Origin of the sequence: Parabacteroides sp. AF39-10AC (genome assembly GCF_003635405.1) — a bacterium.
Lineage (GTDB): Bacteria > Bacteroidota > Bacteroidia > Bacteroidales > Tannerellaceae > Parabacteroides > Parabacteroides distasonis.
The window spans coordinates 1-24,379 of record NZ_QTLP01000031.1 but is presented as its reverse complement, the minus strand read 5'-3'; the positions used below and the strand labels follow the sequence as shown (position 1 = coordinate 24,379).

The 24,379-nt window shown below is 46.3% G+C and carries 20 protein-coding genes; 12 read left to right on the top strand and 8 right to left on the bottom strand.

Going from position 1 to position 24,379, the window contains the following annotated elements:
• The first annotated feature begins 44 nt into the window (after nucleotides 1-44).
• The gene (locus tag DW033_RS21030) at nucleotides 45-554 is read left to right on the top strand and encodes an RNA polymerase sigma factor (protein ID WP_005855686.1); all 510 of its coding nucleotides are present in this window, start codon (nucleotides 45-47) and stop codon (nucleotides 552-554) included.
• Nucleotides 555-604: 50 nt separating this feature from the next.
• Here DW033_RS21030 and DW033_RS21025 read toward each other — a convergent pair whose 3' ends face one another.
• The gene (locus tag DW033_RS21025; protein ID WP_005855687.1) at nucleotides 605-2,263 is read right to left on the bottom strand and encodes an AMP-binding protein; all 1,659 of its coding nucleotides are present in this window, start codon (nucleotides 2,261-2,263) and stop codon (nucleotides 605-607) included.
• 140 nt (nucleotides 2,264-2,403) lie between these two features.
• On the opposite strand from DW033_RS21025, the gene mtgA reads away from it, so the two are divergent.
• Genes mtgA through DW033_RS21010 form a run of 3 tightly spaced genes read left to right on the top strand, consistent with a single transcriptional unit; the run spans nucleotide 2,404 to nucleotide 4,749 of the window.
• A complete protein-coding gene (mtgA, locus tag DW033_RS21020; protein WP_005865395.1) occupies nucleotides 2,404-3,204 on the top strand; it encodes a monofunctional biosynthetic peptidoglycan transglycosylase in 801 nt (266 codons plus the stop codon).
• Nucleotides 3,150-3,815 carry a lipoyl(octanoyl) transferase LipB gene (gene lipB / locus DW033_RS21015; protein ID WP_008771720.1) on the top strand — a complete coding sequence of 222 codons (666 nt, stop codon included), beginning with the start codon at nucleotides 3,150-3,152 and terminating at the stop codon, nucleotides 3,813-3,815. The genes mtgA and lipB overlap by 55 nt, the downstream gene beginning before the upstream one ends.
• A gap of 1 nt (nucleotide 3,816) precedes the next feature.
• Nucleotides 3,817-4,749 carry a tRNA-dihydrouridine synthase family protein gene (locus tag DW033_RS21010; RefSeq protein WP_122383122.1) on the top strand — a complete coding sequence of 311 codons (933 nt, stop codon included), beginning with the start codon at nucleotides 3,817-3,819 and terminating at the stop codon, nucleotides 4,747-4,749.
• On the opposite strand, the gene DW033_RS21005 is transcribed toward DW033_RS21010, so the two are convergent.
• Complete coding sequence (locus tag DW033_RS21005; protein WP_122383121.1) at nucleotides 4,706-9,169, bottom strand: translocation/assembly module TamB domain-containing protein; 4,464 nt, start codon at nucleotides 9,167-9,169, stop codon at nucleotides 4,706-4,708. The two genes, DW033_RS21010 and DW033_RS21005, sit on opposite strands and share 44 nt — an antisense overlap.
• A 139-nt stretch (nucleotides 9,170-9,308) precedes the next feature.
• Between DW033_RS21005 and tsaD the strand changes: the two genes are divergently transcribed.
• Complete coding sequence (tsaD, locus tag DW033_RS21000) at nucleotides 9,309-10,328, top strand: tRNA (adenosine(37)-N6)-threonylcarbamoyltransferase complex transferase subunit TsaD (protein WP_005865403.1); 1,020 nt, start codon at nucleotides 9,309-9,311, stop codon at nucleotides 10,326-10,328.
• 62 nt (nucleotides 10,329-10,390) lie between these two features.
• Nucleotides 10,391-10,927: a CinA family protein gene (locus DW033_RS20995; protein WP_005855698.1), complete on the top strand. Its 537-nt coding sequence runs from the start codon at nucleotides 10,391-10,393 to the stop codon at nucleotides 10,925-10,927.
• 12 nt (nucleotides 10,928-10,939) lie between these two features.
• On the opposite strand, the gene DW033_RS20990 is transcribed toward DW033_RS20995, so the two are convergent.
• Nucleotides 10,940-12,679: an SGNH/GDSL hydrolase family protein gene (locus DW033_RS20990; RefSeq protein ID WP_122383120.1), complete on the bottom strand. Its 1,740-nt coding sequence runs from the start codon at nucleotides 12,677-12,679 to the stop codon at nucleotides 10,940-10,942.
• Between the two features lie 82 nt (nucleotides 12,680-12,761).
• Here DW033_RS20990 and DW033_RS20985 point away from each other — a divergent pair, with 82 nt between their 5' ends.
• From DW033_RS20985 to DW033_RS20960, 6 genes are all read left to right on the top strand, one after another.
• Nucleotides 12,762-14,753: a glycoside hydrolase family 97 protein gene (locus tag DW033_RS20985; protein ID WP_122383119.1), complete on the top strand. Its 1,992-nt coding sequence runs from the start codon at nucleotides 12,762-12,764 to the stop codon at nucleotides 14,751-14,753.
• Between the two features lie 99 nt (nucleotides 14,754-14,852).
• A complete protein-coding gene (locus DW033_RS20980; RefSeq protein WP_048928397.1) occupies nucleotides 14,853-15,875 on the top strand; it encodes a sensor histidine kinase in 1,023 nt (340 codons plus the stop codon).
• Entirely contained in the window at nucleotides 15,872-16,582 is a 711-nt protein-coding gene (locus DW033_RS20975; RefSeq protein ID WP_011966047.1) for a LytTR family DNA-binding domain-containing protein, read from the top strand. The genes DW033_RS20980 and DW033_RS20975 overlap by 4 nt, the downstream gene beginning before the upstream one ends.
• 129 nt (nucleotides 16,583-16,711) lie before the next feature.
• A complete protein-coding gene (locus tag DW033_RS20970; protein ID WP_005865414.1) occupies nucleotides 16,712-17,251 on the top strand; it encodes an NlpC/P60 family protein in 540 nt (179 codons plus the stop codon).
• Nucleotides 17,252-17,298: 47 nt separating this feature from the next.
• Nucleotides 17,299-18,573, top strand: a complete 1,275-nt coding sequence (gene serS, locus DW033_RS20965) for a serine--tRNA ligase (protein ID WP_008780959.1) — start codon at nucleotides 17,299-17,301, stop codon at nucleotides 18,571-18,573.
• Between the two features lie 15 nt (nucleotides 18,574-18,588).
• A complete protein-coding gene (locus DW033_RS20960) occupies nucleotides 18,589-18,846 on the top strand; it encodes a DUF2442 domain-containing protein (protein WP_005855712.1) in 258 nt (85 codons plus the stop codon).
• 68 nt (nucleotides 18,847-18,914) lie between these two features.
• On the opposite strand, the gene DW033_RS20955 is transcribed toward DW033_RS20960, so the two are convergent.
• The 5 genes from DW033_RS20955 to DW033_RS20935 form a co-directional block, all read right to left on the bottom strand.
• Nucleotides 18,915-21,383, bottom strand: a complete 2,469-nt coding sequence (locus DW033_RS20955) for a DsrE/DsrF/DrsH-like family protein (RefSeq protein WP_122383118.1) — start codon at nucleotides 21,381-21,383, stop codon at nucleotides 18,915-18,917.
• Nucleotides 21,384-21,450: 67 nt separating this feature from the next.
• Nucleotides 21,451-21,816: a MarR family winged helix-turn-helix transcriptional regulator gene (locus tag DW033_RS20950; RefSeq protein WP_005855716.1), complete on the bottom strand. Its 366-nt coding sequence runs from the start codon at nucleotides 21,814-21,816 to the stop codon at nucleotides 21,451-21,453.
• Between the two features lie 209 nt (nucleotides 21,817-22,025).
• The gene (locus DW033_RS20945) at nucleotides 22,026-23,003 is read right to left on the bottom strand and encodes a dihydroorotate dehydrogenase-like protein (protein WP_005855718.1); all 978 of its coding nucleotides are present in this window, start codon (nucleotides 23,001-23,003) and stop codon (nucleotides 22,026-22,028) included.
• Between the two features lie 29 nt (nucleotides 23,004-23,032).
• Entirely contained in the window at nucleotides 23,033-23,701 is a 669-nt protein-coding gene (locus tag DW033_RS20940; protein WP_022193158.1) for a YggS family pyridoxal phosphate-dependent enzyme, read from the bottom strand.
• Nucleotides 23,702-23,705: 4 nt separating this feature from the next.
• On the bottom strand, nucleotides 23,706-24,209 hold the full coding sequence (locus tag DW033_RS20935; RefSeq protein ID WP_005855722.1) for a DUF4494 domain-containing protein: 504 nt from the start codon (nucleotides 24,207-24,209) through the stop codon (nucleotides 23,706-23,708).
• Nucleotides 24,210-24,379: the final 170 nt, after the last annotated feature.

Here is a 24,379-nt window from a genome sequence, read left to right as displayed (position 1 = left end):
GATAATACTTATACAGTATTAAACTTTATTTAACTAGTAACAATATGAATGCGTTGCAATTTCAGAAAAAATTATTGAGCATGCAAGAAAACATGATGAATTTTGCGCTTATGCTTACAGCGAATAGGGATGATGCCCAAGATCTGATGCAGGACACAACGCTGAAGGTTTTAGACAATCAAGAAAAATTTGTAGACAATATCAATTTTAAGGGCTGGGTCTTGACTGTGATGCGTAACATTTTCATTAACAATTATCACAAGATCGTTCGCACGCAAACTGTCGTAGATCAAGGTGTCGACTTATATAACTTGGATGTCGTGAACGATTCAGGTTTTGACTCTCCGGATGGCGCTTATCAAATTCAAGAGATCACGAAAGCGATCAACGGTTTGAACAATGAGTTGAAGGTTCCATTCTCTATGTTTTTGAGTGGCTATAAATACAATGAGATCGCTGATAAACTGGATGTTCCTCTGGGGACGGTTAAGAGCCGTATATTTTTCGCTCGACAAGAATTACAAAAAGTTTTAAAAGATTTTCGTCAAGGATAAAATTTACTTTATATAAAAGAAGCCGTCTTTAACAAAAGACGGCTTTCTTTTTATTCGGCCGGTTGGTATAAATATCTCTTGATGCTTCTTTTGGGTGTTTTCTCGAATTCTTCTTGATACAGCTTGAAACAGGTGATTTTACTGTAATTCGGCATCTCCTCGTTTACTTGGTCAATGTTGGTCTGCATCAACTTCTCGATTTCGGAATGTTGTATACCTGCCTTATCTACTTGCTCCCAATCGGGATAGATGAGGGCGACTAGTTTACCTCCTTGGGAGATGATGAGCGATTCCGCTACATATAGCATATTATTCAAGCGATCCTCGATCTCTTCCGGATAGATATTTTGTCCGCTGGGGCCTAGAATCATGGTTTTACTACGACCGCGGATATATAAAAATCCATCTTTATCGAGGGTTCCCAGATCGCCGGTACGCATCCATCCGTCAGGCATCATAACGGCTTTCGTAGCCTCCGGATTCTTGTAATAACCGAGCATCACGTTCATACCCTTCACCAATATTTCTCCCACCTTGTTTTCCGGGTCCTCTGAATCGATGCGGACTTCCATACGGTCGACGATACGTCCTACGGAACCGGGCTTAAACTCATCCCATTGCGCATAGGAGACTAGCGGGCCACATTCGGTCATCCCGTAGCCTACGGTATATCGGAAATGGATGGAATGAAGGAACGTCTCCACTTCTTTATTGATAGCGGCTCCTCCGATAACGATCTCCCCGAAGTTCCCTCCGAAAGACGCCGTTAACTTGGCGGAAATGGTATCCAGTACTTTCTGGTCTATATAGGGGACTTTCAAGAGCAATTTAATCAAAGGCTTCTCCAGTTCGGGGAATACCTTGTTTTTGATGATTTTCTCGATAATCAGAGGTACGGCTAGGATCAGCGCCGGCTTGATTGTCGTAAAAGCTTCCGCTATGATTTTCGGGCTGGGGGTACGTGTGAGGAAGTGTACATGGCAGCCTTTATTCACGGAATTCAATACCTCGAATGCCAATCCGTACATATGGGCCATCGGAAGCATACATACGATATTATCTCCCGGATGGATGAACGGTAAATTGTCGTAAGCGAATTGCGTATTACTCCATAAGCTCCGATAGGGGATCATAACCCCTTTCGAGAAACTGGTGGTTCCGGAAGTATAATTAAGTACCGCTAATTCTTCCGGCTTTTCCACGTGATACCGAACATCGTTCGACGTGAATGAACGAGGGTACTTTTTACCGAAATATTCATTGATCCGGTCTCTTACTACCCGGACTTCTTTGCTTTTACTGTGAATGATCGAGAAGTTATCCAGCATCATGAACAGTTTCACGTCGGGCATCATGCGTTCATTCATATTCTCCCAGTTGCTGGAAGCGGCAAGGACTGCCTTTGCCTCGGAATGATTTACGATATGATGTATATTATCCGGTTTGAATTCATGTAGGATAGGCACGGCTACGGCTCCATAAGCCAAGATCCCGAAGAAACAGATCGCCCAGTTGGAGGAGTTCCGTCCAACTAAAGCCACCTTATCCCCCTTTTTAATGCCGGCATGCTCTAGGATAATATGAAATTTCTCGATTCGACGAGCTACATCTTTATAATGGAAGGTATGTCCATTATAATCGGAGAACGCCGGGAGATCCCAATGCTCCTTGATGCTATTCTCTATGAGTCCTAAAAAACGATTCTCCATACTAATTTATTTATCAAATAACCATATGACAGGGTGGAAAGTTGTCAAAAGCCAAAGATAGTGCCTTTTCTGTAAATTATGAGTTTCAGTCTGCCGGAAACTGAAATATTCTTTACCTTTGTCTCTCCAAATAGAAGAATATGGTAGCACCTCTGGTAAAACGGATATGGATCTGGTGCAGGAATCTGTTGATCTTCCTGTTTGTATCCAGTATATTGGCGGTAGTGGTATATAAATTTGTACCCGTATATTATACGCCATTGATGTTTATTCGTATGTATGAGCAGCATCAGGATGGGAAGAAAATGAAACTCGATCATACGTGGGTTCCTATATCCAAGATCGCCCAGCCTTTGGTTCAAGCGGTCATAGCGTCGGAGGATAACCTGTTCATGGAGCATAATGGCTTTGATGTGGAACAAATCCAGAAGGCACGGGCCGAGGCCGAGAAAGGTAAAAGGGTAAGAGGTGCCAGCACGATTTCCCAGCAGACCGCTAAGAATGTATTTCTTTGGCCGGGGAAAAGTTATTTACGGAAAGGTATCGAGGTCTATTTTACCTTCTTGATCGAATGGATATGGGGAAAGGAACGTATTATGGAAGTCTATCTGAACTCGATAGAGATGGGGGAGGGTATCTATGGTGCGGAGGCGGTAGCGGAGGCTCATTTCGGTAAGCATGCCTACCAATTGACCAAAAGCGAGGCAGCCCTAATAGCGGCCACACTTCCAAATCCCCGGAAGTTTAATTCTGCTAAACCGTCACCTTATATGCTGAAACGACAAGCGAAAATAATTTCCTTAATGGGAAAACTGATAAAAGTAGAAATGGGATATGGTGCCGGGCAAGTTGATCCCGGTACCGGAAAGGTTAAAAAAAGAAAGAAATGGAGAGCTTCCGTTATCATGACTTGGGACGAATCGCTTATGCCGATGCGTTAGAATATCAGACAGCTGCTTTCGAGGTCTTATTGGATGCGAAGGCAACGGGAAAGAAAGAGGATAATCAATTATTCTTTTGTGAGCATTTACCGGTCTTGACGATCGGTAAAAGTGGCAAGGACTCTAATTTGCTTATCCCCGAGGAAACTTTACGGGAACGAGGGGTCTCGTTTTACCATATAAACAGAGGGGGGGATATAACGTATCACGGTCCGGGACAGATTACCGGTTATCCGGTATTTGATCTGGAATATTGGAATCTGGGATTGAAACAATACATCTATATGTTGGAAGAGACGATCATCCGTTTCCTATCGCTTTACGACTTGAAAGGGGAACGTTTGGAAGGGGCGACGGGTGTATGGCTAGACCCTGAAGTACCGGGACGTGCCCGTAAGATCTGTGCGATTGGCGTGAAAAGCAGCCGGTTCGTTACGATGCATGGCTTTGCTTTGAATATAAATACGGATCTGAGTTACTTTTCATTGATCAACCCTTGTGGCTTTACGGATAAAGGCGTTACCTCCTTGGCTATGGAGTTGGGGGCACCCCAAGACTTTGAGTTGGCAAAAAGTCAATTGAGATCGATTTTCATGGAAATCTTCGCTTGATATGGCAGTCATTCATTTCGCTCCTTTGCAAGGATATACGGATTCGGTTTATAGAGAGGCGCATACCCGAGTATTCGGGGGCGTAGATACCTATTATACTCCTTTTGTAAGGATAGAGAAAGGTGGTTTCCGGAATAAGGACTTGAAGGATATCGCTTGCGATAGAAATAGGCAGGTACATGTCGTACCGCAATTGATCGCTTCCACACCAGACCAGTTTCGGTCGATCGTGCGTTTATTCCAAGAGAATGGGTACCGGGAAGCGGATATTAATTTAGGATGCCCTTTCCCTATGCAGGTCCGTGCCCATAGAGGCTCGGGACTTTTGCGGTACAAGGAAGAGGCCGAGTCTTTATTACGTACGATTGAGGAGTTCCCGGATATTTCTTTTTCTGTGAAAATGCGTTTGGGGTGGGAGTGTGCGGACGAGTCATTCGTGCTTCTGTCCTTATTAAATAAGTTACCTTTGAAGCATATAACCTTGCATCCCCGGTTAGGGATACAGCAATATAAAGGAGCTATCGATTGGGATGGATTCTCCCGTTTTTATGAGGAATGTAAACTTCCTTTATATTATAATGGAGATTTAGTGGGGCTGGAAGATATCCGAGGTATAAAGGAGCGTTTTCCGGGGCTTGCCGGGCTTATGCTAGGACGAGGGTTATTGGCCTCTCCTTGGCTGGCCACTGAGTTTGTGTCCGGACAAGTCTTGACCGTGAATGAGAGGCGGGATAAACTAGTCATGTTCCATGAGTCGTTGATGGATGAATATGCTGCCCGGTTGGAAGGTGGCGAGCATCAGGTATTATCCAAAATGAAGACAATCTGGGATTATCTTTTGCCTGAGGCCGATAAAAGGCTTCGCAAGAAAGTATTGAAAAGTACTTCCCTTACTTCTTATCAGTCGGCAGTGAAAGATTTGTTGAGTCTTTGACTACGGGAGGGACATTCGTAGAGTCTTTGGGAATCAAGGGTAAAAGAGGTCTCTTTCTTCTTCTGAAAATCTCAGAGAAATTTGTAAAGTCTTTCCGGTACATGATTCCTACACCTTGTATGGTTAATGCTTGCTTCAGGCCGAAATACATATCTCTGGCATGGTTATAAGCCTTTAGCCGGATCTCACCGGAGGGGGTTAACTTATATTCTAGGTCGAACTCCCCGATAAAGGTGTTATTTTTGCCTGTAGTGACCGTATTTCTCATACCGAAATTACCATTGATCAATAAGCGGTTGTTTAGCAACTGGCTGGATAATATCATCTCGTATTCCGTGTCTTCCTTGAAACCGTCTTGTCCCGCTCGTATGTTTGTCCCTATTTGCACTTTATCCGTGAAACTACCTAACAGATTGGATAATTGCGCTGAGATAGCGGATGAAGCCACGGCGTTTAACTCGCTAGACTTATAACTCGTTTGGGCATATTCTGGTGTGTAGAATTTATTTAACACCAGCAAATAAACAATTTGCCGAGTCATCATATCCTCTGTGTCTATAAACGCTTTGACTTGACGCTCTAATTCCTCGTTAGAGTTCGGAAATTCTAAGTCGAAGGAAATAGACGGGCTGCGCAATGCGCCTTCAAGGTTTAAGACGCAATTGACGGGTATGTTTGTTCGAGAACTTTCTTGTAAGAGACTCTGATCCAAGTCTCCGATATTTGCGGTCAGATTGTAGATCGCATTGATATCCATATGGGCATTAAAGGGATCGCCACGGAAATTGATCGTGCTACCGTCTCTGATCTTAAAGTCTTTATGGATGATTTGCTGTAAGCTGAAATTATAGTTTCCTTGTACGATATTCACGTCGCCATACATACGAAGATCACTTCTTGTTCCATATTGTATTTGTAAACTTCCACTGGCGTTTCCTTTGATACGGTCTCCCGCTATCGGGTCCATGATTAGCTCTATATCGGCATCGGGTGTGATATCAAGGAGGAAGTTCATTCGTAGTTCGGCTCCCTCGTCAGTCTCGTGTACGATATTCAATGGGTGTGTGGACGTGGAATCTACGTTAGCGGCCAACTTGCTTTTATCGACGAACGTGATAAAATCATAGTCCGTAGCCGAGTTATTATTCATGAAGTCCAGATAAATAGCGGTCTTAGGTTCGCTTTTCATGTTAATATCAAAGTCTATCAACTTACCGTTGCCCTTGATTTGCGCCGTTCCGCTGGCGAATACCGTTCCATAGATCAGCGGATTCTTTTTCTGGTTGGCGTTATACATCAACATCTTATTACCCTGCACGTTTACGAGGAAGCTATAATCCCGGAAATGCAGATGATTGAACTTAAGGCTGACTTTTCCGGAGTTGCCGAATTGATCCTTGACCGTGATATTCCGTAAATTGACGGACGTAGAGTCAAGGTGGACGGAATCGGAGAAGGTATAATACGTATCCAAGAAATCAACGCCTACCCCTCCATCCATGACATAGGCATCTCCCTCGACATTCAGCTCCTTAAAGGGGCCGTGCAAATGTATACTTCCGAATCCCCGGCCTTGCAAGTTCTTTATGACCGTATCGACAAAGGGTTGCAAGAAGGCCAGATTGATATCATTGGCATCGAAATACAAGGATAGCCCCGCATTGGGCCCGACTGGAAATACATAACCGTTCACATCCGTCCAAGTGCTGTCGTTCTTGTAGATGCTTCCCAGCATAAGGATACCTTTCTGTGCGTCGTCCCATTCGCTGAAGAGATTGAGGCGACCCAAGGGGGTTTGGTTGAATGAGAAATTCTTTACTTCCAGATCCGTATTTAGCATGCGGCTATTGAATAAGTCGTTCACATAGAACTTACCGGTCGCCTCACCCCCGAATTGCAAGACTGGGATATTCAATACGTCGAAGACATAACTCAGCTCTATTTGCTTCAAGTCTACCAATAAAGTATCTGCCGGATCTTTCGAGATCGTCCCTTCCATAGATAAATACTGGGTCTCATGATCTACCCGGAAATGCTCGATACCGATCTTGCCCTCACGAATTGTTATATTCGCCGGATTGATGGTCCAGAGCGTGTCTTTAATAATGAGGGGGCTTTTATTCAACGTGACTTCCGTACGTAACTTGGCCGGCCCTTTCTCGCTTTCCTCCTCGACAAAAAGGGTAGAGGCGGAGATGTCGGCCTTAAATAACCGCTCTTTATTATTCGCCCACCCAATCATGGTATTCACCAGATTGTCTTTAGCGTCTGCCTTGAGATCAAGGTAATTACGCAGTCCCTTGTCGTTGTAATTAATCGTTTTTAATTGGAGGTTTACCTTATCGTTCGGATTGTCGCAAACCAAGTAGCCGGATTCGAACATGGATTTCCCGAGATTGAACTTCGGAAGCCACGCCTCGATACGGAACTTATTATAAATATTATTATAATGTCCCGTGATCCGTCCGGGTTGCACCATCGTGAACGGTAGTTTCAATGTCGTAGAAAGCGCTTCCGTATTCTCGATCGTTAATAGGAGGGCGAAGTTATTCTCCTTCACGATTTGTTTTTTCCGGGTCGTGTTGATCAAGGCTGGCACATATCCCTTGAACGTATTCATAAGGCTGGGGATTAGCGTGTTGAATGAGTAAGACCCGGTGACCTCTCCATTCAAGATATCGGACGTTATGGTTAATTGCCGGTCGAGACTATGCCCCGAGGCAACTACTTCGAATTTCTTAAGGAAGAAGCTGCTGGGAGTGGTCTCGAAAGAAAGACTGTCCAACGTGATGCTACCTTCCAGATTATCGATATTATCTCCGGTGAAATCCGCGTTTAAAGCCAAGGAGATATTCGGCGCCTCATATTTGTCCGTCAGGTTCAATCGGTCCGGCCGGAAATGATCGAGGCGGGCGGTGAAATTAAACAAGGAGTTTTGCCCTTGGTGCTGGAAGATACCTTGGGCGTATAACTCGCCATTGGGATCGTTTACATGGATAGTCCCATCGAAACTACTCTTCTTGAAATTACCGGAAAGATTTATATCCTTGTATTTATAAGCTTTATAATCGAACTCCTTGACTTGTGCTTGGATATTTCCGGAGAAATTTCCGCCAACAGGTCTACGGGTATCGATATTGATGTCGAAGCGAGCCTCCCCGAAAGGATTATTCTCGCCAAATAACTCATGGAGCCGCAAGTTGCTGGAGGCGATGCGTCCCCGTAGGTAAGCGGCTATATTCTTATCCTTGTTGCTACCGAATATCAAGTCTGTCTGTATGGAGCCGATGGAAGACGATAGTTTTCCGAAAGCGACTAGGTTATCAAAAAAGCCTGATATCTCGCCCGTGAAATTGATCGTCCCCAATTTGACGACCGGGGCCGGGAGATTCTTCGGACGCTCATTGAAGTTATTGGCCAGACTGGAGATACCGTCTGTCGTGATATACATCTTATTCACCTTCCCTAAAAGATACGTTTCCTCGGGATGGGTGATGTTCTTTAATTCCATCTGGCCGATAAACAGCATCTTATCGCTATACTTCAAGGTGAGGCGCTTCAAGTTAAAATTATTGATGTAGCCGTTTGCCTCGGCCGATAACTCGATCGTGTCGGCGAAGTTCTTGAACGCCGGGACGAAAGGGGATAAGTCCTTCAGGCAGATTTGCGAAGGCGTTATATTCAAATCGATCGGAGCGTTGTTCAAGAGAGCGGGAAGGCTATCGATCTTACTTAAATCGATCCGGGCAAGGCCGATCTTCAAGTCTGTCTGCGGCAAGCGTACCTCGAAGTCCTGCACGAAAGCGCTATCCCGGTTCCCGACCACGTTCAGCGATAACTTATTCAAGGAGAAACCGGACGCCTCGTCGAAACTCATCTTCTTGATATGGGCGTTCACGCTGTCCTTGTTAAAAGCCTTGAGGGATATCTTGGCACTCAGGTTCTTGATATCGATATGCTTGGCGTTGAACTTTCCCGGGGTCTCTTTCTCGCTATCCACGTTATAGCTGAAATTACCTCTTCGGATCATGATGGAGTTGAAACGGAGATCGATATTCTTCTCTTTCTTTATCGAATCCTTGCTGGCGAAAGCGTCGATGACGAATTGCAGGTTCAAGGGGCTTTCAGGCGTATGTTTTCGTAGGTTGAAGGAGAAACCGAACAAACGTACCGTCGTGAAGACGAACTTCCCTTCCAGTAACGGCATGATCTCGAATCCCGCCGCCACATGATTCGCCTCGAACATGACTTTCCCGTCTTGGTCTTCCAGATAAAGCCCTTCCAGTACCAGACGATTGAACCATTCGATATCCACGTTACCGATCTTTACGGGCACACCGAGGTGGCCGGATAACTGGGTTGTGGCTACTTCTGATACTTTGTTTTGAATATAAGGAATTCTCAGTAAGATGCCCGGCAACGCATAGAATATCCAGAATAATGTAAGCAGGGTAATGATTATGTATTTAAGTCCTCTGATATCTTTTCTATTTATTTAGCGCAAATCTACAACAATATCGCGATAGATTTCGTTAATTCGCGGAAAAAAGAATGAAGATATGAGTATAACGATATTAGGAATCGAGTCTTCTTGCGATGACACTTCCTCTTCGGTGATCCGTGACGGCGTGATGCTGTCCAACGTAATAGCCAGTCAAGCCGTTCATGAGGCCTATGGCGGGGTTGTCCCCGAGTTGGCTTCCCGTGCCCATCAGCAGAATATCATTCCGGTAGTAGCCGAGGCCATCAAGCGTGCCGGCATCGATAAGTCCGAGTTGAGTGCCGTGGCGTTTACTCGTGGGCCGGGTTTGATGGGTTCTTTATTGGTCGGGACCTCGTTCGCCAAGGGGTTAGCCGCTTCCTTGGATATCCCGATGATCGAGGTCAATCATTTACAGGCTCACGTGTTGGCTCATTTTATCAAGGAGACTCCGGACGACGACCATGCTCCGTCGTTTCCTTTCCTTTGCTTGTTGGTTTCGGGCGGTAACTCGCAAATCATAAAGGTGAACGCTTATAATGATATGGAGGTGATCGGCCAGACGATCGACGACGCCGCGGGAGAGGCTTTCGACAAATGCGCCAAGGTGATGGGACTGGGTTATCCCGGTGGCCCAGTCGTGAATCGTTTGGCGAACGAGGGCAATCCGAATGCCTTTACGTTCAGCAAGCCGCATATCCCCGGATATGACTATAGCTTCAGTGGCCTGAAGACCTCCTTTTTATATACCTTGCGTGATCATTTGAAAGATGATCCGGATTTTATCGAAAAGAACAAGCGAGACCTATGCGCTTCCTTGCAAGCTACGGTAATCGATATCTTGATGAGTAAATTGCGTAAGGCGGCGAAGGATTTGCATATAAAGGAAGTAGCCGTCGCCGGAGGTGTATCGGCCAATTCCGGTTTGCGTGAGGCATTCTTGGATCACGCCAAACGTTATGGCTGGAAAGTGCATATCCCGAAGTTCTCGTTCACCACGGATAACGCCGCTATGGTAGCTATCACGGGATATTATAAGTATATGGATAAGGAGTTCTGTCCGATGGATGCCGCTCCTTTTTCTAGGGTTGTCTTATAGGAAAATAGTTTTACTATAGAGAAACAAAAGTTTCTTCTAGGGAAAACAAAAGTTTCTTCCTAATGAAACTATTGTTTTCCCATAATGAAACTCCTAGTATCATTATAACAATGGAAGTAGATGATTTACCAATAGAGTTAGAAGTAGCGGACGCACTCAAATCAGGACACCTGATGATGGGTACGGCAGAGAGTTGTACAGGCGGAAAGATTGCCAGCATGATAACCTCCATGGCGGGCAGCTCGGAATACTTCACCGGGGGCGTGGTAGCCTATTGCAACGAGGTGAAGCATCATGTGCTCGGTGTCTCCGAGGCGGACTTGAACACTTTCGGGGCCGTAAGCCAGCCGGTCGTGGAGCAGATGGCCCGTGGAACTATGCGGGTATTGGGATGTGATTGTGCCGTCGCTACCTCCGGGATCGCCGGGCCGGGAGGCGGGACTCCCTCGAAACCGGTGGGAACGGTATGGATTGCCGCCGCTTATAAGGAGAGGATTCTCTCCGAGTGCTATCATTTCGGGGAGAATCCTCGTATGGAGAACATTCGCTTGTCGGCAGAGGCGGCGTTGCGTATGTTGCTGGGATTGATTCGTGAGTAAAGGGACTATCGCTTAATGGGCGATCTCGTCCACGATTTGTTTATAGCCTTCCTCGTTCGGGTGTAATCCGTCTGAGAATAAGGATTCGTTTATCTTGCCGTCTTCCTGAAGCAACTTCGTTCCCGGGTTCTTGAACGTGTACCATTCGGTCTCGACCATTTGACGGATGCGGAGATTGAGATTCCTTACCCGTTCTTCTTGGTTGCGGCGGGGCAAGATGCCGATTACCTTGATCTTGGCCTCCGGTTGCCGTTGCTTGATGGCGGAAAGCAAGAAACGAATGCCTTCCACGATCTCGTTGTCATTGTTGATTCCGATGTTATTCGTGCCGATCATCAATACTACTTCCTCAGCCTTGTATCCATCCAATTCACCATGATAGACTCTCCAAAGTACGTTCTCGATACGGTCGAAACCATATCCGAGATTGTGGAATCCTGCCGGACGCATGATTTTCTCCCATGTTTCCATACCTCGCACGGACGGTCCTTTGGGCTCTCCTCCCCAGAAATGCGTGATGGAATTACCTAGGATCACCCGTCGAGGCGGGTTGCTTTGATTCAGCGAGAGAATATCCCGGTGACGTTTTTGCCATTCGTAATTATTGGGTTCCCGGCGCTGGGTGACAGGCTTTGTAGTAGAGAGGTCTCCTTCGGGGATGCGTAATATTTCCCGTACTTTCCGCTCTACGGCATTCGCCTGTGTTTCCATGCCCCAGTCGGAAGGATGGACGTAATCTACCCAAGCGTCCGGGTGCGGTCCCAGCTCTTCTCGTGTAAGGTAGTAGATATCCTTTATCCCTTGTGCCTGCAATTCCTCGAATGCTTTTTTAGCTCCTTCGTTCATGCGTGTATAATCTTGTAACTTCGTATCGTCGGCGGGTGCGTTGCTATATCCGGCATGCTCCACTAATAAGATCGGAGAGGAGTGGGTGGCACGTATTTGCTTGACTGCGTCCGATACGAGTTGCGTGATCTCATCTTTGCTCTTTGGCGTGAGGTTGGGCAGGCAGTCAAGGATATAAAGGCGTGCGTCTATCTCACAAATAAAATCCAATACCTCTTTCTCTAAACGTCCGTTACCGGAGAAGCCTAGGTTGATAAGCGGATATCCCAGAGAACGCTGCAAGATCGTGCCCCAAGTCATGCCCGGGCGAGAGGCGCATGCGCCTTGGGCGATCGAGGTTCCGTATAAAAGAATCGGTTTCTCGGGCGATACGGGGATAAACGTAAGCTCATCGTTTTCGGGCACGCCGATTTCCAACCACTTTATCGTATTATAAGGAGGCAGATAGAGGCGGAACTCATAGCCCCTGTCATGATACAGATCTTTGCCTATGTTCGTATAATGATATTGAAGCGTATCTCCGGAAGGATAACCGCCGAAATAAAATCTCCATTGGCCATCGCTATCGATACTATATAGATCTACACCGGATACGCCTGTCGTGGGCATATGTGGCATATTCAGCGGTCCGCTTACTTGATAGCGTACTTTTAGTTCAGGGGCGTTGCTGAAAAAATGAATTGCCAAACCGGCGGAGTTGCGGGATAAATCCCAGACGGGTTTACGTACCTTGCCTTCGGCTCTTTGGGGAAGCCGAACGTAACGGTCTCCGATCTCTTCGGTCCATCCTTGGTTTTGTATGACAGGGAATCCACATTCGAGCGGGTTGAGCCATTTCCATTGTGCGTGGGCGGAGAGAACCGTGAAACATACGAGCGTTAAGAGGATTTTGTGAAGTCTCATCATTTCGGTATTATTTGTTTTTTGTTATGAATATGACAAAGATAATATATATTTGTATTCATAAACAAACTTAAATCAATAAACCATGAGTAAAAACATTCTATTTGCTTTTCTCTTTTTAATGGGCGCTATCCCGTCGATCGCCCAGAAGAATTATCAAGTCCAGTCTCCGAACCGGGATATAAAGGTGGAGGTTACGGTAGCCGATAAAGTCACTTTCGCTATCGTACAGGATCATTCGGAGGTGATGAATTCTGCCGTATCTATGACTTTACAAGGAGGTGAGGTACTTGGCGCTAACCCGAAAGTCTTGAAAGTGACGAAGACCTCGGTAGACAAGGAAATACCCTCTCCGTTCTATAAGAAGGACGTAGTAAAGGATATCTATAATGAGATGCAAATCTCGTTCCGGGGAAACTACGGGCTGGTTTTTAGGGTGTATAACGATGGAGTCGCTTACCGTTTCACGACGAAAAGAAAGGAACCGATCGTTATCGCCGACGAGGAGGCCGTCTATAACTTCCCCTCGGATTATAAGACATTCACCGCTTACGTGAATAGTACGAAGCCGACGTTCGAGGAGCAATTCTTCAACTCCTTCGAGCAGCCCTACGTAAACGAGACGATCTCTAGCCTAAATGATAAACGCCTGAAGATCCTGCCTCTTTTGGTGGATCTGGGAGACGGTCGCAAGGTCTGTATCACGGAAGCCGATCTAGAGGATTTTCCCGGGATGTTCTTGAATAACGAGACGGGAAAACCTTCCTTGAAAGCGGTTCATGCGCCTTATCCGAAAGTGAAGGAGCAAGGCGGCCATAATCAGTTACAGATGTTGGTGAAAGAGCGTGAGAACTATATCGCCAAAACATCCGGGACCCGTTCTTTCCCTTGGCGTGCGTTTATAATCTCCCGGAATGATAAGGAGTTGGCCGATTGCGATATGGTCTACCGCCTGGCTTCTCCCTCCCGGGTAAACGATATCTCTTGGATCAAGCCGGGTAAGGTGGCTTGGGATTGGTGGAACGACTGGAATCTATACGGCGTGGATTTCCGTGCCGGAATCAATAATCCCACCTATAAATATTATATCGACTTCGCCGCCGAGCATGGCATCGAGTACGTAATCTTGGATGAGGGCTGGGCCGTGAACCTGCAAGCGGACATGATGCAAGTAATACCGGAGATCGACCTTCAAGAATTGGTGGATTACGGTAAGTCCAAGAATGTCGGAATTATCCTTTGGGCGGGTTATTGGGCTTTCGCTCGTGATATGGAGAATGTCGTGAGGCATTATTCGGATATGGGCGTGAAAGGCTTCAAGGTGGATTTCTTGGATCGTGACGATCAGGAAATGGTGAACTTTATTTATGAGGCCTCCGAGGTATGCGCTAAATATAAGATGCTAGTGGATTTCCATGGCGTATTCAAGCCGACAGGTCTTCAACGGACCTATCCGAACGTATTGAACTATGAGGGTGTGAATGGCTTGGAGCAACTGAAATGGTCTCCCGAGTCTTACGATATGGTGACGTACGATGTCACGATCCCATTCATCCGTATGATCGCCGGCCCGATGGATTATACGCAAGGTGCTATGCGTAACGCCGTTAAAGGTAATTATCGCCCGGTAAACTCGGAGCCGATGAGCCAAGGAACCCGTTGCCGCCAGTTGGCTACTTACGTGATCTTCGAGTCTCCTTTCAATATGTTGTGCGATGCCCCGTCTAATTACAGGAGGGAAAAGGAATGTACGGAGTTTATCTCTAACATTCCCACTATCTGGGATGAGACGGTCTCATTGGATGGAAAGGTCTCCGAGTATGTAGCGATCGCCCGCCGTCATGGTAATGATTGGTATATCGGGGCATTGACCAACTGGACGCCGAGGGAGCTGGATTTAGACCTGTCTTTCTTGGGCGAAGGTGATTATACTTTGGAATTATTCAAGGATGGCATAAATGCCGATCGTGCCGCCCGTGATTATAAGAAAGAGGTAATCCCAGTCCCGACAGATCGCAAATTAAAGATCCATATGGCTCCCGGTGGAGGCTATGCGGCTCGTATCCAGAAACGATAATTCTTTTTTCGTCTAAAGCGACCCTGCCTTTCGTCGAATAAACGCTTGCGTTCATAGGCGCAGGCGTTAGATTCGTTTACTTTTATAAAAAACGGTATTATGAAACTCACGAGGCAAGATTATATATTGGCGGGAGGACAGGCTTTATTGTGGATCACCTTATGGCTGATTCCTCCTGCGATCGATTTTTTCATACGCTTTAATCCGAGTTCGGCTTTCGAGGTGTGGAAGATTAATACGGGGTTCATTACTCCGTTGGCTATTGTTTTCACCGCTAATTTCTATGTATTGGTTCCCTATTTGCTTTATCGGGATCGGAAGATGCTCTTTGGTTTGATGAATTTGCTATTGATCACGGGGGCTAACCTATGGATATTTTCTCCTAAGGCGGATTTCCCGGACGAATGGCGTTCGGGAATGTATATGGTCGCTTTCGGAGCGTTCTTCTTACATTTGCTAGTGGTTGGATGTGCCGTGGGATTCCGTTATATCGTACGCTGGGGCGATATGCAGATGCGTTTGAAAGAGGAACGGCAGAAAAACGCCGAGGCGGAACTGGCTTGGCTGAAGAACCAGTTGAATCCGCATTTTCTCTTTAATACCTTGAATAATATTTCCAGCTTGGTCCAGATAGACCAAGATACGGCGCAAGAAAGTATCGGGCAATTGAGCGATTTGCTGCGGTATACGCTCTATGAGTCGAACCATGAGCTGGTACCGGTGGAAGGCGAGATCGAGTTCATGAATAATTACATCGAGCTGATGAGATTACGCTGCAATGAGTTGGCTACCGTGGAAGTAGATTTGCAGATTCCGATTAAACCGATGAGGATCGTTCCGCTCTTGTTTATTTCTTTGATAGAGAACGCATTCAAGCATGGCGTGAATAGCCGTAAGTCGTCGTTCGTACGTATTCGTTTCAAGGCGGAAGGAGATGACCTTGTTTTTACCTGCGAGAATAGCGACCATCCGAAACCGGACGTGAACCGTAGCGGATCGGGGATCGGGCTGGAGAATCTGAGGCGTAGGCTGGATCTGGCTTATCCCGGTCGTTACCGATATGATCAAGCGCTCCGGGAAAATAGTTACTTTGTTCAAATAACACTTCGAGACTGCTTATGAAAACACTGACTTGCATGATCGTAGACGATGAGCCCTTGGCGGTGAAGATGCTGGAGGACTTCGTAAGCCGTACGCCTTATCTGAGGCTGGCGGCTTCCTTCAATGATCCGGTACTGGCACTCTCCACGTTGCGTGAGTCTTCGGTGGACGTGCTTTTCTTGGATATTCAGATGCCGGATCTGGACGGGCTGAACCTCTCCCGCATGGTGCCCCCCGGTACGAGGGTGATCTTCACGACCGCCTTTAAGGAGTATGCCTTTGATAGCTATGAGGTGAATGCCCTCGATTTCCTGCTGAAGCCCATCCGATACCATAAGTTTCTCGGAGCTGCGGAGAAGGCCCGCCAATGGTTTGAGATGAGTAGCGTGAAGGAGGAGAGAGGCAGCCTTTTCGTGCGGGTGGATAGCCAGTTGCGGCAGGTGGAAATCTCCCGGATATTATACGTGACGGGTTTGAAGGATTACGTGATGATCTATCTGGAAGGGGAGGCCCGTCCGCTTATCACCCACGTGACGATGAAGGCCATGGAAGAGATGCTGTCTACCGGTCGCTTTATGCGGGTCCATCGTTCTTATATCGTGGCGTTGGATAAGATCCGCTCCGTCGACCGGAATAATTGCGTTTATATCGGGAAGGAGATCATCCACGTGACGGATGCCTACAAAGAGGCGTTCAACGCTTATCTGAAAGCTGCTCAACCTTCTTGAACTTGGATGCCCATTCAAAGCTCCTTACAATGGGCATTCTAACGACCTTACAATGCCCATTGTAGGAACCTTATAATGGGCATTCTAAACTTTATGTGTATATTCGTGCCTTAATTAAGAGAAAACGATATGAAGAATAGCATTCCTTTAGGGTTTATCCGGATCTTTATCCTGCTTATATGTCTGACCTCGTGCGGTAGCAAAAAGCAACAAAAAGTAGCTTTGCCCGCCGATTTCAAGGGACCGAAGGAGTTGGCTCGCTTATATGGGGTACGTATCACACCGGAAGATAATATATTCTTGTACAACGAGGGGGCCCGTTGGTTGGGTGTACGTCATAAATTGGGAGGGAGCACGAAACGGGGCGTGGATTGCTCCGGTTTCGTATCGATCGTTTATCGGGAGGTATACGGAAAGCAGCTGGCTCGTTCCTCGGCGGATATGCTGAAGTATAATTGCAAGAAAGTGAGTCGTGCCAAATTGCAGGAAGGAGATCTGGTATTTTTCAAGACGGGCCGTGGCGGGAAGCGTGGCGTTCCGAATCACGTGGGGATTTACTTGAAAAATGGGCGCTTCATCCATACCAGTACTTCTAGCGGCGTGATGGTAAGTAGCCTTAGCGAACCTTATTATACAAGAACTTGGTTAACGGGTGGTCGGGTAAAATAAAATTACTAAATTCGCGTCTTAGAAAAACTATTAAACATAAATAGAATATGTTGACAATCAAATTAATCACTGAAAACACGGATGCCGTAATCCGTGGACTGGAAAAGAAACATTTTAAGGGTGCGAAAGAAAGCATCGATAAAGTGTTGGAATTGAATGATAAAAGACGTATCGCACAAAATCAATTAGATAAGAACCTAGCGGAGGTAAACGCAACCTCTAAGTCGATCGGACAATTAATGAAAGAGGGCAAGAAGGAAGAGGCGGAGGCCGCTAAGAAACATGTTTCCGAGATCAAGGAGGTGAGCAAGGCTTTGCAGGTTGAGATGGATCAGGCTGCCGAGGAGCTGCAGAACTTACTTTATACGATCCCGAACGTACCTTACGATGAGGTACCCGAGGGTATCTCCGCGGAGGACAATGTGGTAGAGAAAATGGGAGGTATGGAAACGGAACTTCCGAAGAACGCTCTTCCGCACTGGGAATTGGCGAAGAAATATGATTTGATTGATTTCGATCTGGGTGTTAAGATCACGGGAGCAGGTTTCCCGGTCTATAAAGGACAGGGCGCTCGTTTGCAACGTGCGTTGATCAACTTCTTCTTGGATGAGGCCCGTGACGCCGGTTACTTGGAGATCATGCCGCCTACGGTGGTGAACTCGGCTTCCGGTTATGGTACGGGACAGCTTCCAGATAAGGAGGGACAGATGTATCATTGCGAGGTAGACGACCTATATTTGATCCCGACGGCGGAGGTGCCCGTGACAAATATTTACCGGGATGTCATTCTGGATGAGAAGCAGTTACCGATCAAGAATTGCGCTTATACACAATGCTTCCGTCGTGAGGCAGGTTCTTATGGCAAGGATGTACGCGGTTTGAATCGTTTGCACGAATTTTCTAAGGTGGAGTTGGTTCGGATCGATAAACCGGAGCACTCTAAGCAATCTCACCAAGAGATGTTGAATCATGTGGAGGGATTACTTCAGAAGTTGGAGTTGCCGTATCGCATCCTTCGTCTTTGTGGGGGTGATATGAGTTTCACGGCTGCCCTTTGCTTTGACTTCGAGGTGTATTCCGAGGCACAACAACGTTGGTTGGAAGTTAGCTCCGTGTCCAACTTCGATACGTATCAAGCCAACCGCTTGAAATGCCGCTATCGTGACGAGAATAAGAAAACGCAACTTTGCCATACCTTGAATGGTAGTGCCTTGGCTTTACCTCGCATCGTAGCCGCCTTATTGGAAAACAACCAAACCCCCGAAGGTATCCGCATCCCGAAAGCGTTGATCCCTTACACTGGGTTTGATATGATTAAATAAGCATCAAATCATTTGATGAACACATCGGTAAACGTATTAATGATTAATGCGCAGGGTATTATGCTTTCGGTGTTAGGACGGGATTATTTTCTGTCATATAATCGTGTTCCATGGTTGAAAGAAGCACGTATTAGTAATGTGTTAAATGTTCGGATGGCTGGGCGTAATGCGATAGAATGGCCGGAGTTAGATGTTGATTTGGAGATCGAAAGTTTGAAACATCCAGAACGTTATCCTCTTATTATGAAACGTTCAACATTGGACTTCGTATAATCTCTTTTTTATAAAATATCCCAGCATTGTCCTTATTGTGGGTATGCTGGGATATTTTTTTGAATGAATTAGATGAATAAGTTTACGTTCGCGTCTTCCGCACGTTCCAGATAGGTGGCTACGCCTCCTAGGACAACGTTATCCATCAGTTCTTCTTTTTTGACGCCCATTACGTCCATGCTCATCGTGCAGGCGATCATCTCGATACCATTCTCTACGGCTTGTGCCATAAGGCTTTCCAAGCTGTCGATCCGTTTCTTCTTCATGATAAGGCGCATCATCCAACTGCCGGCTCCACCCATATTCATTTTAGATAGTTTCAGCTTTTCGCTATTTGCCGGAAGCATCCAGCCAAACATCTTGCCGAAGATATCTTTAGATACGGCAGGTTTTTCCCGTTTCTTAATCACGTTAAGCCCCCAGAAAGTAAAGAACATAGTCACCTTCTTTCCGGTGGAGGCAGCCCCGTTTGCTATGACGAATGAGGCCAACGCCTTATCGAGGTCATCGCTGAAAACGATCAATGTCTTGTTGTCGGCACTATTACCACCTGTCGCTATTTTGCATTCAGCTTTTTTTTTTCGTACCGTGGCGGCGATCGTGCCTCCCTTATTTTCCAGAGAGACTAACTCTGCCCCGGTTATCTTGCACCATGAAGAGACATCTTTTCCGAAAGCCTGATCTGTTGCGGTGATTTCCAATGACTCATCTTCCCGCAAGTTCTCATAGTTCTTTTTCAACTGCATGATCGGTCCCGGACACATTAATCCGCAAGCGTCTACCTTAATCGCCGTAGCTGCCGGAGTCGATTTGCAAGAGCTACTTTTACCAGATGCCTTATCAGAAACAGCTTCGGACGAACAAGGTGCGCAGGCCGGCTCATTCTTGATCTTTGCTGTCGCTACACTCCAAGTCTTGTAACCACCGGATAGGTTTCGGACATTCGTGAAGCCATTTTGAGTCAGGATGCGATAAGCCAAATAGCCCCTTAATCCAACGGCGCAAGTCACTACGATCAGTTTATCCTTGGGCAGTTCCGCCAAATGTTCTCTTAACTCATCAACCGGTATATTGATGAAGCCGGGGATTGTCCCTAAGCTGTACTCGTCACGGGTACGGACATCGATACGTACGGTATCTGGCGATAAGTTCTGGATCTCTCTCCACTGGATCGCTTTCGCTTTTCCCGTAAGCAGGTTCTCCGCTACGAACCCGGCCATATTTACGGGATCTTTAGCGGCTGAATAAGGAGGAGCGTACGCATGTTCTAACTCTGCCAGGTCGTAGACCGTACCTTTCCGCTGGATCACTTGCGCTAACATCTCAATCCGTTTGTCTACGCCTCCGAAACCTACGACTTGCGCCCCTAACAGTCGTCCGTCTTCCGGTGCGAACAATATCTTGATCGATAAAGGCACGGCTCCCGGGTAATATCCCGCATGCGAGGCTCCATGCGTATAGGAGGATTGATAAGCGATTCCTTCCCGTTTCAACAGCTTAGCGTTAGCTCCCGCCGTGGCGACCGTCAAGTCGAATACCTTGGCGATAGAGGTTCCCATCGTCCCGTCATAAGTTTCCTTATTGCCGGATACGATATTATCGGCTACGATACGTCCTTGCTTATTCGCTGGACCCGCCAATGGGATCAAGGCTGGTTTGCCTGTCACGAGGTGGCGTACTTCCACGGCATCTCCCAACGCATAAATATCCGGGTTCGAGGTCTGCATATATTCATTGACAGCGATACCGCCGAGTGCTCCGATCGTAAGTCCCGCTTCCTTGGCCAATCGGGTTTCCGGACGGACACCGATACTCAATAAAACCATATCCGCCGGGATCTGCTTCCCTCTTTTCAAATGAACGGTCACGCCTCTGGAAGTCTCCTCGAAACGAGATACGCCATCTTCCAGCATCAAGCCTACCTGCTTGCCGATCAATTGCTGATGTACGATAGCGGCCATGGAATAGTCGAGGGGTGCCATCACTTGGTTAGCCATTTCCACGACGGTGACATGGATACCCAGCTCATGCAAATTCTCCGCCATCTCCAAGCCGATGAAACCACCCCCTACAACAACGGCGGTACGGGGCTTTTCCGTGTTCACGTAATTCTTGATCGTGTCCGTATCCGGCACGTTACGTAACGTGAATATCTTTTTACTCTCGATTCCTTCGATGCGTGGACGCAAAGGCTCCGCACCGGGAGAGAGCACTAGTTTATCGTAAGTCTCCGTGTAGGTTTCTCCTGTGCCGAGTTTCTTTACCTCCACTTGCTTGGATTCGGGAAGGATTCGGGTTGCTTCCTGCTCCGTACGGATATCGATGCGGAATCGATCCGTGAAGCCTTTCACGGTTTGTACGAATAATTTATTCCGGTCGTTGATCGTGTCTCCTATATAATAAGGTAATCCACAGTTTGCGTAAGAAACATATTTTCCACGTTCGAAAAGGATGATTTCCGCTTTCTCGTCCATCCTACGCAGCCGGGCTGCTACGGTAGCTCCACCGGCTACACCTCCAATAATCAAGTACTTCATATCCGTTTATATTTAATTTATATTATACATATTTGTTAGTAGACAATAATTAGTTAAAAAAAGGGATTCATCCCTTTTGTATGTATTCCTTGAGTTGATTGAACAGGCTGTCCATGTTTAGCTCGGCCTGCATCATCTGTTGTATTTTCTCTTTCCCTTTTGGGGTGAGCGAGAAAAACATTTGCCGCTTATCCTCTTTATTGATGTTCCTGCGGATAAACCCCTTGTTCTCGACAGAGGTGATCACCTTTGAGACCCGGGAGTTTGAAAGACCGATATAATCGCAAATCATTCCTGCCGACTTTGCCTCATTATCCTTTAAGCAACAAAGCAACATGGCCTCGTTGATGGTGATAGCATGTACTTCCGAGAAATTTTTCTCGAACTGGTACAGTATCTTATAGATATCCTTTATGGCGCAAATTGGTTCCATATTTCTTTATAACTTGTTTGATGATGCAAAGATATAACTATTTTCTAATAAAAATACTTTCTAGTGGAAAATAATTAAGACTATTGTATATTACCCTATAGTAGAGACAGGGCGTGCCCCGTCTCATCACCGTCTGAATAGTATCTTTAAGTTACCATTTAGCTGGGATGAGACGGGGCACGCCCCGTCTCTACTACTAGGTATTTCTTTTAATCTCTGTTGGAGAAATATTTCATGAATTGTGAACGCTCATACATCGCCGGGTTCGGGATATTGGCGTAATTCAATTTGCCTTGGAATTGGGAAAGGGATTGGTAATGTGCCTGATGCATCCACTCTTCCACGCAAGTCAATACTTGGGAGATGATTTCCGCTCCATGTGTATAGACAGCGCTACACATCTGTACGGCGGAAGCGCCGGCCAATAGACATTTAACGACATCTTCCCAATCATGCACACCGGTAGAGGAAGCGATACTGATTCCCGGGATCTTTCCGGATACGATAGCCGTCCAGCGAATCGTGTCACTCAAATCGGAATGATTGCTAAATACATTACCCGAAACGATCTGCATATTATTAATGTCGATATCCGGCTGGTAGAAACGATTGAATAGCACGACACCATCAGCACCGTTTACTTTCAACAAATTAACCAGCGAAGGAATATTGCTGTAATTCTTTCCGATCTTCATGATAACCGGAATCGATACGGTCTCTTTTACCTTGCGGATGATACTGACATACGTATCCCGGATACTCTCGAAATCTTCGGTCAGTTCGGTTTCCATGAAGAACACGTTCAATTCCAAAGCGTCCGCTCCCGCTAACTCAATTTGGCGGGCAAAGTCGATCCAAGCGTCCGCCTTATAGCAATTGATGCTGGCGATAATGGGGATCGTACATAATTCCTTGCTCTTCTTGATCAGTTCCAGATAATCATTTACTTGATTCGCTTTTACATAACCACGGATATAATCCGCCGCTTCGGGGTAATCGGAGTCTTGCATCAAAGCCTCGCTCTGCATCTCGATCTGCTCTTCGAAAAGAGATTTCAATACGATAGCTCCAGCACCTGCTTTCTCAAAATCCCTGTTACGTTCCGCCTTATTGGTGAGTCCGGAGCTCCCTACGATAATCGGATTGCGAAGTGTTAACCCCGCATATTGGGTTTTAATGTCAATCATGTTGCCTATATTTAGATTTAATAATTACTTTAATATTCCCGTTCGCCAAAGATACTGGTACCCACCCGTATCAAGGTGCTTCCTTCTTGGATAGCGATCGGGTAATCGTGGCTCATCCCCATGGATATCTCCTTGAAATCGACATTATCTTTACAGAGCGTCTCTTTCAGTTCGATAAATAAATCATGGATCTTGCGGAATTCTTCCCGTATCAACCCCGTATCATCGGTATTGGTAGCCATGCCCATCAATCCGCAAATACGAATATGCTGGAATTCGGCCAAGGACTCGTCACGCAACAACTCCTTGCATTCCTCAGGACTGAGTCCGTGCTTGGATTCCTCTTGCGCCACATGGATCTCCAATAATACCCGGATCGTGCGGTCGTGTTTTTTCGCTTGTTTATTCACCTCAGCCAAAAGCTTCAAGGAGTCTATGCTATGGATCAAATGAATAAAAGGAGCGATATCTTTTACCTTATTGCTTTGTAACGGGCCGATAAAATGCCATTCGATATCCTCAGGTAGTACTTTTTGCTTGGCGCTCAGTTCCTGTGCCCTGCTTTCGCCAAACACCCGCTGTCCGGCGTTGTAAGCCTCCCATAGAGCCTCCACCGGGTGAAACTTAGAGACGGCAACCAACGTCACCCCTTGCGGGAGCGACGTTTTCAGTTGTACTATGTTTTGAGCGATACTCATGTTTTTATCCTCTTTGTTCAGCTTGTTGTTTTTGCTCCGCTATCAGTTCCTCGCCACTTTTCTTCTCGCCGGGAATACTGTTCGCATCGAATGGGAATACATCCATCAACTGGGTTTCCGTTACCGAGGCGATGGTATAATCCGCCAATGTACCCTTCATTCCATCTTCCAATACGGCGATGGCCTCTTTCAGCGTAGTGGCTTGGGCAAGCATTTGTGCGGCGGTTTTCTTTTCCGCTCCGCTCTTCTCGTCCAACGTGATAAAATAAACCTTGATCTTATAGAACCGATCACCATTCTCGTTGAAGAATAATTCGGATAAACGAGCTCGTTTGATGTCTGTTACCGTGAATTCACCCGTGATGAAGGGGCGGATCTCCTCGATGATGCGAGCTTCCGCTTCCGTAAAAGACAGGGCGTCTACCAAGTAAGGCTCGGTTACTTTTTTCTGCATGCCATTTTCCAGCATTTTCTCGTAAGAGACCTTACATTCAAACCAATTGTGCATATGCTTTACTTTTTAATTTAGTCTGTACTCTGTTTAAAACAACGTACAAATATAGTGGCTATTCGTCAATAAAACAACTTGCCGCAAAAGATATAATTTGTCAGGATGTCTAATTTCGCGTGTTTGTTTTCAGTTGGAATTTAAAATAGAGAGATATGGATGAGAAAGAT

Coding starts and splice junctions, on each gene's coding strand:
- DW033_RS20970 (WP_005865414.1), top strand. CDS start 16,712: ATGAAGAATAGCATTCCTTTAGGGTTTATCCGGATCTTTATCCTGCTT.
- DW033_RS20955 (WP_122383118.1), bottom strand. CDS start 21,383: ATGAAGTACTTGATTATTGGAGGTGTAGCCGGTGGAGCTACCGTAGCA.
- lipB (WP_008771720.1), top strand. CDS start 3,150: ATGGAGAGCTTCCGTTATCATGACTTGGGACGAATCGCTTATGCCGAT.
- DW033_RS20945 (WP_005855718.1), bottom strand. CDS start 23,003: ATGATTGACATTAAAACCCAATATGCGGGGTTAACACTTCGCAATCCG.
- DW033_RS20940 (WP_022193158.1), bottom strand. CDS start 23,701: ATGAGTATCGCTCAAAACATAGTACAACTGAAAACGTCGCTCCCGCAA.
- DW033_RS20975 (WP_011966047.1), top strand. CDS start 15,872: ATGAAAACACTGACTTGCATGATCGTAGACGATGAGCCCTTGGCGGTG.
- DW033_RS21010 (WP_122383122.1), top strand. CDS start 3,817: ATGGCAGTCATTCATTTCGCTCCTTTGCAAGGATATACGGATTCGGTT.
- DW033_RS20990 (WP_122383120.1), bottom strand. CDS start 12,679: ATGATGAGACTTCACAAAATCCTCTTAACGCTCGTATGTTTCACGGTT.
- mtgA (WP_005865395.1), top strand. CDS start 2,404: ATGGTAGCACCTCTGGTAAAACGGATATGGATCTGGTGCAGGAATCTG.
- DW033_RS20960 (WP_005855712.1), top strand. CDS start 18,589: ATGAACACATCGGTAAACGTATTAATGATTAATGCGCAGGGTATTATG.
- DW033_RS20995 (WP_005855698.1), top strand. CDS start 10,391: ATGAAACTATTGTTTTCCCATAATGAAACTCCTAGTATCATTATAACA.
- DW033_RS21030 (WP_005855686.1), top strand. CDS start 45: ATGAATGCGTTGCAATTTCAGAAAAAATTATTGAGCATGCAAGAAAAC.
- DW033_RS21025 (WP_005855687.1), bottom strand. CDS start 2,263: ATGGAGAATCGTTTTTTAGGACTCATAGAGAATAGCATCAAGGAGCAT.
- DW033_RS20935 (WP_005855722.1), bottom strand. CDS start 24,209: ATGCACAATTGGTTTGAATGTAAGGTCTCTTACGAGAAAATGCTGGAA.
- serS (WP_008780959.1), top strand. CDS start 17,299: ATGTTGACAATCAAATTAATCACTGAAAACACGGATGCCGTAATCCGT.
- DW033_RS20985 (WP_122383119.1), top strand. CDS start 12,762: ATGAGTAAAAACATTCTATTTGCTTTTCTCTTTTTAATGGGCGCTATC.
- DW033_RS20980 (WP_048928397.1), top strand. CDS start 14,853: ATGAAACTCACGAGGCAAGATTATATATTGGCGGGAGGACAGGCTTTA.
- tsaD (WP_005865403.1), top strand. CDS start 9,309: ATGAGTATAACGATATTAGGAATCGAGTCTTCTTGCGATGACACTTCC.
- DW033_RS20950 (WP_005855716.1), bottom strand. CDS start 21,816: ATGGAACCAATTTGCGCCATAAAGGATATCTATAAGATACTGTACCAG.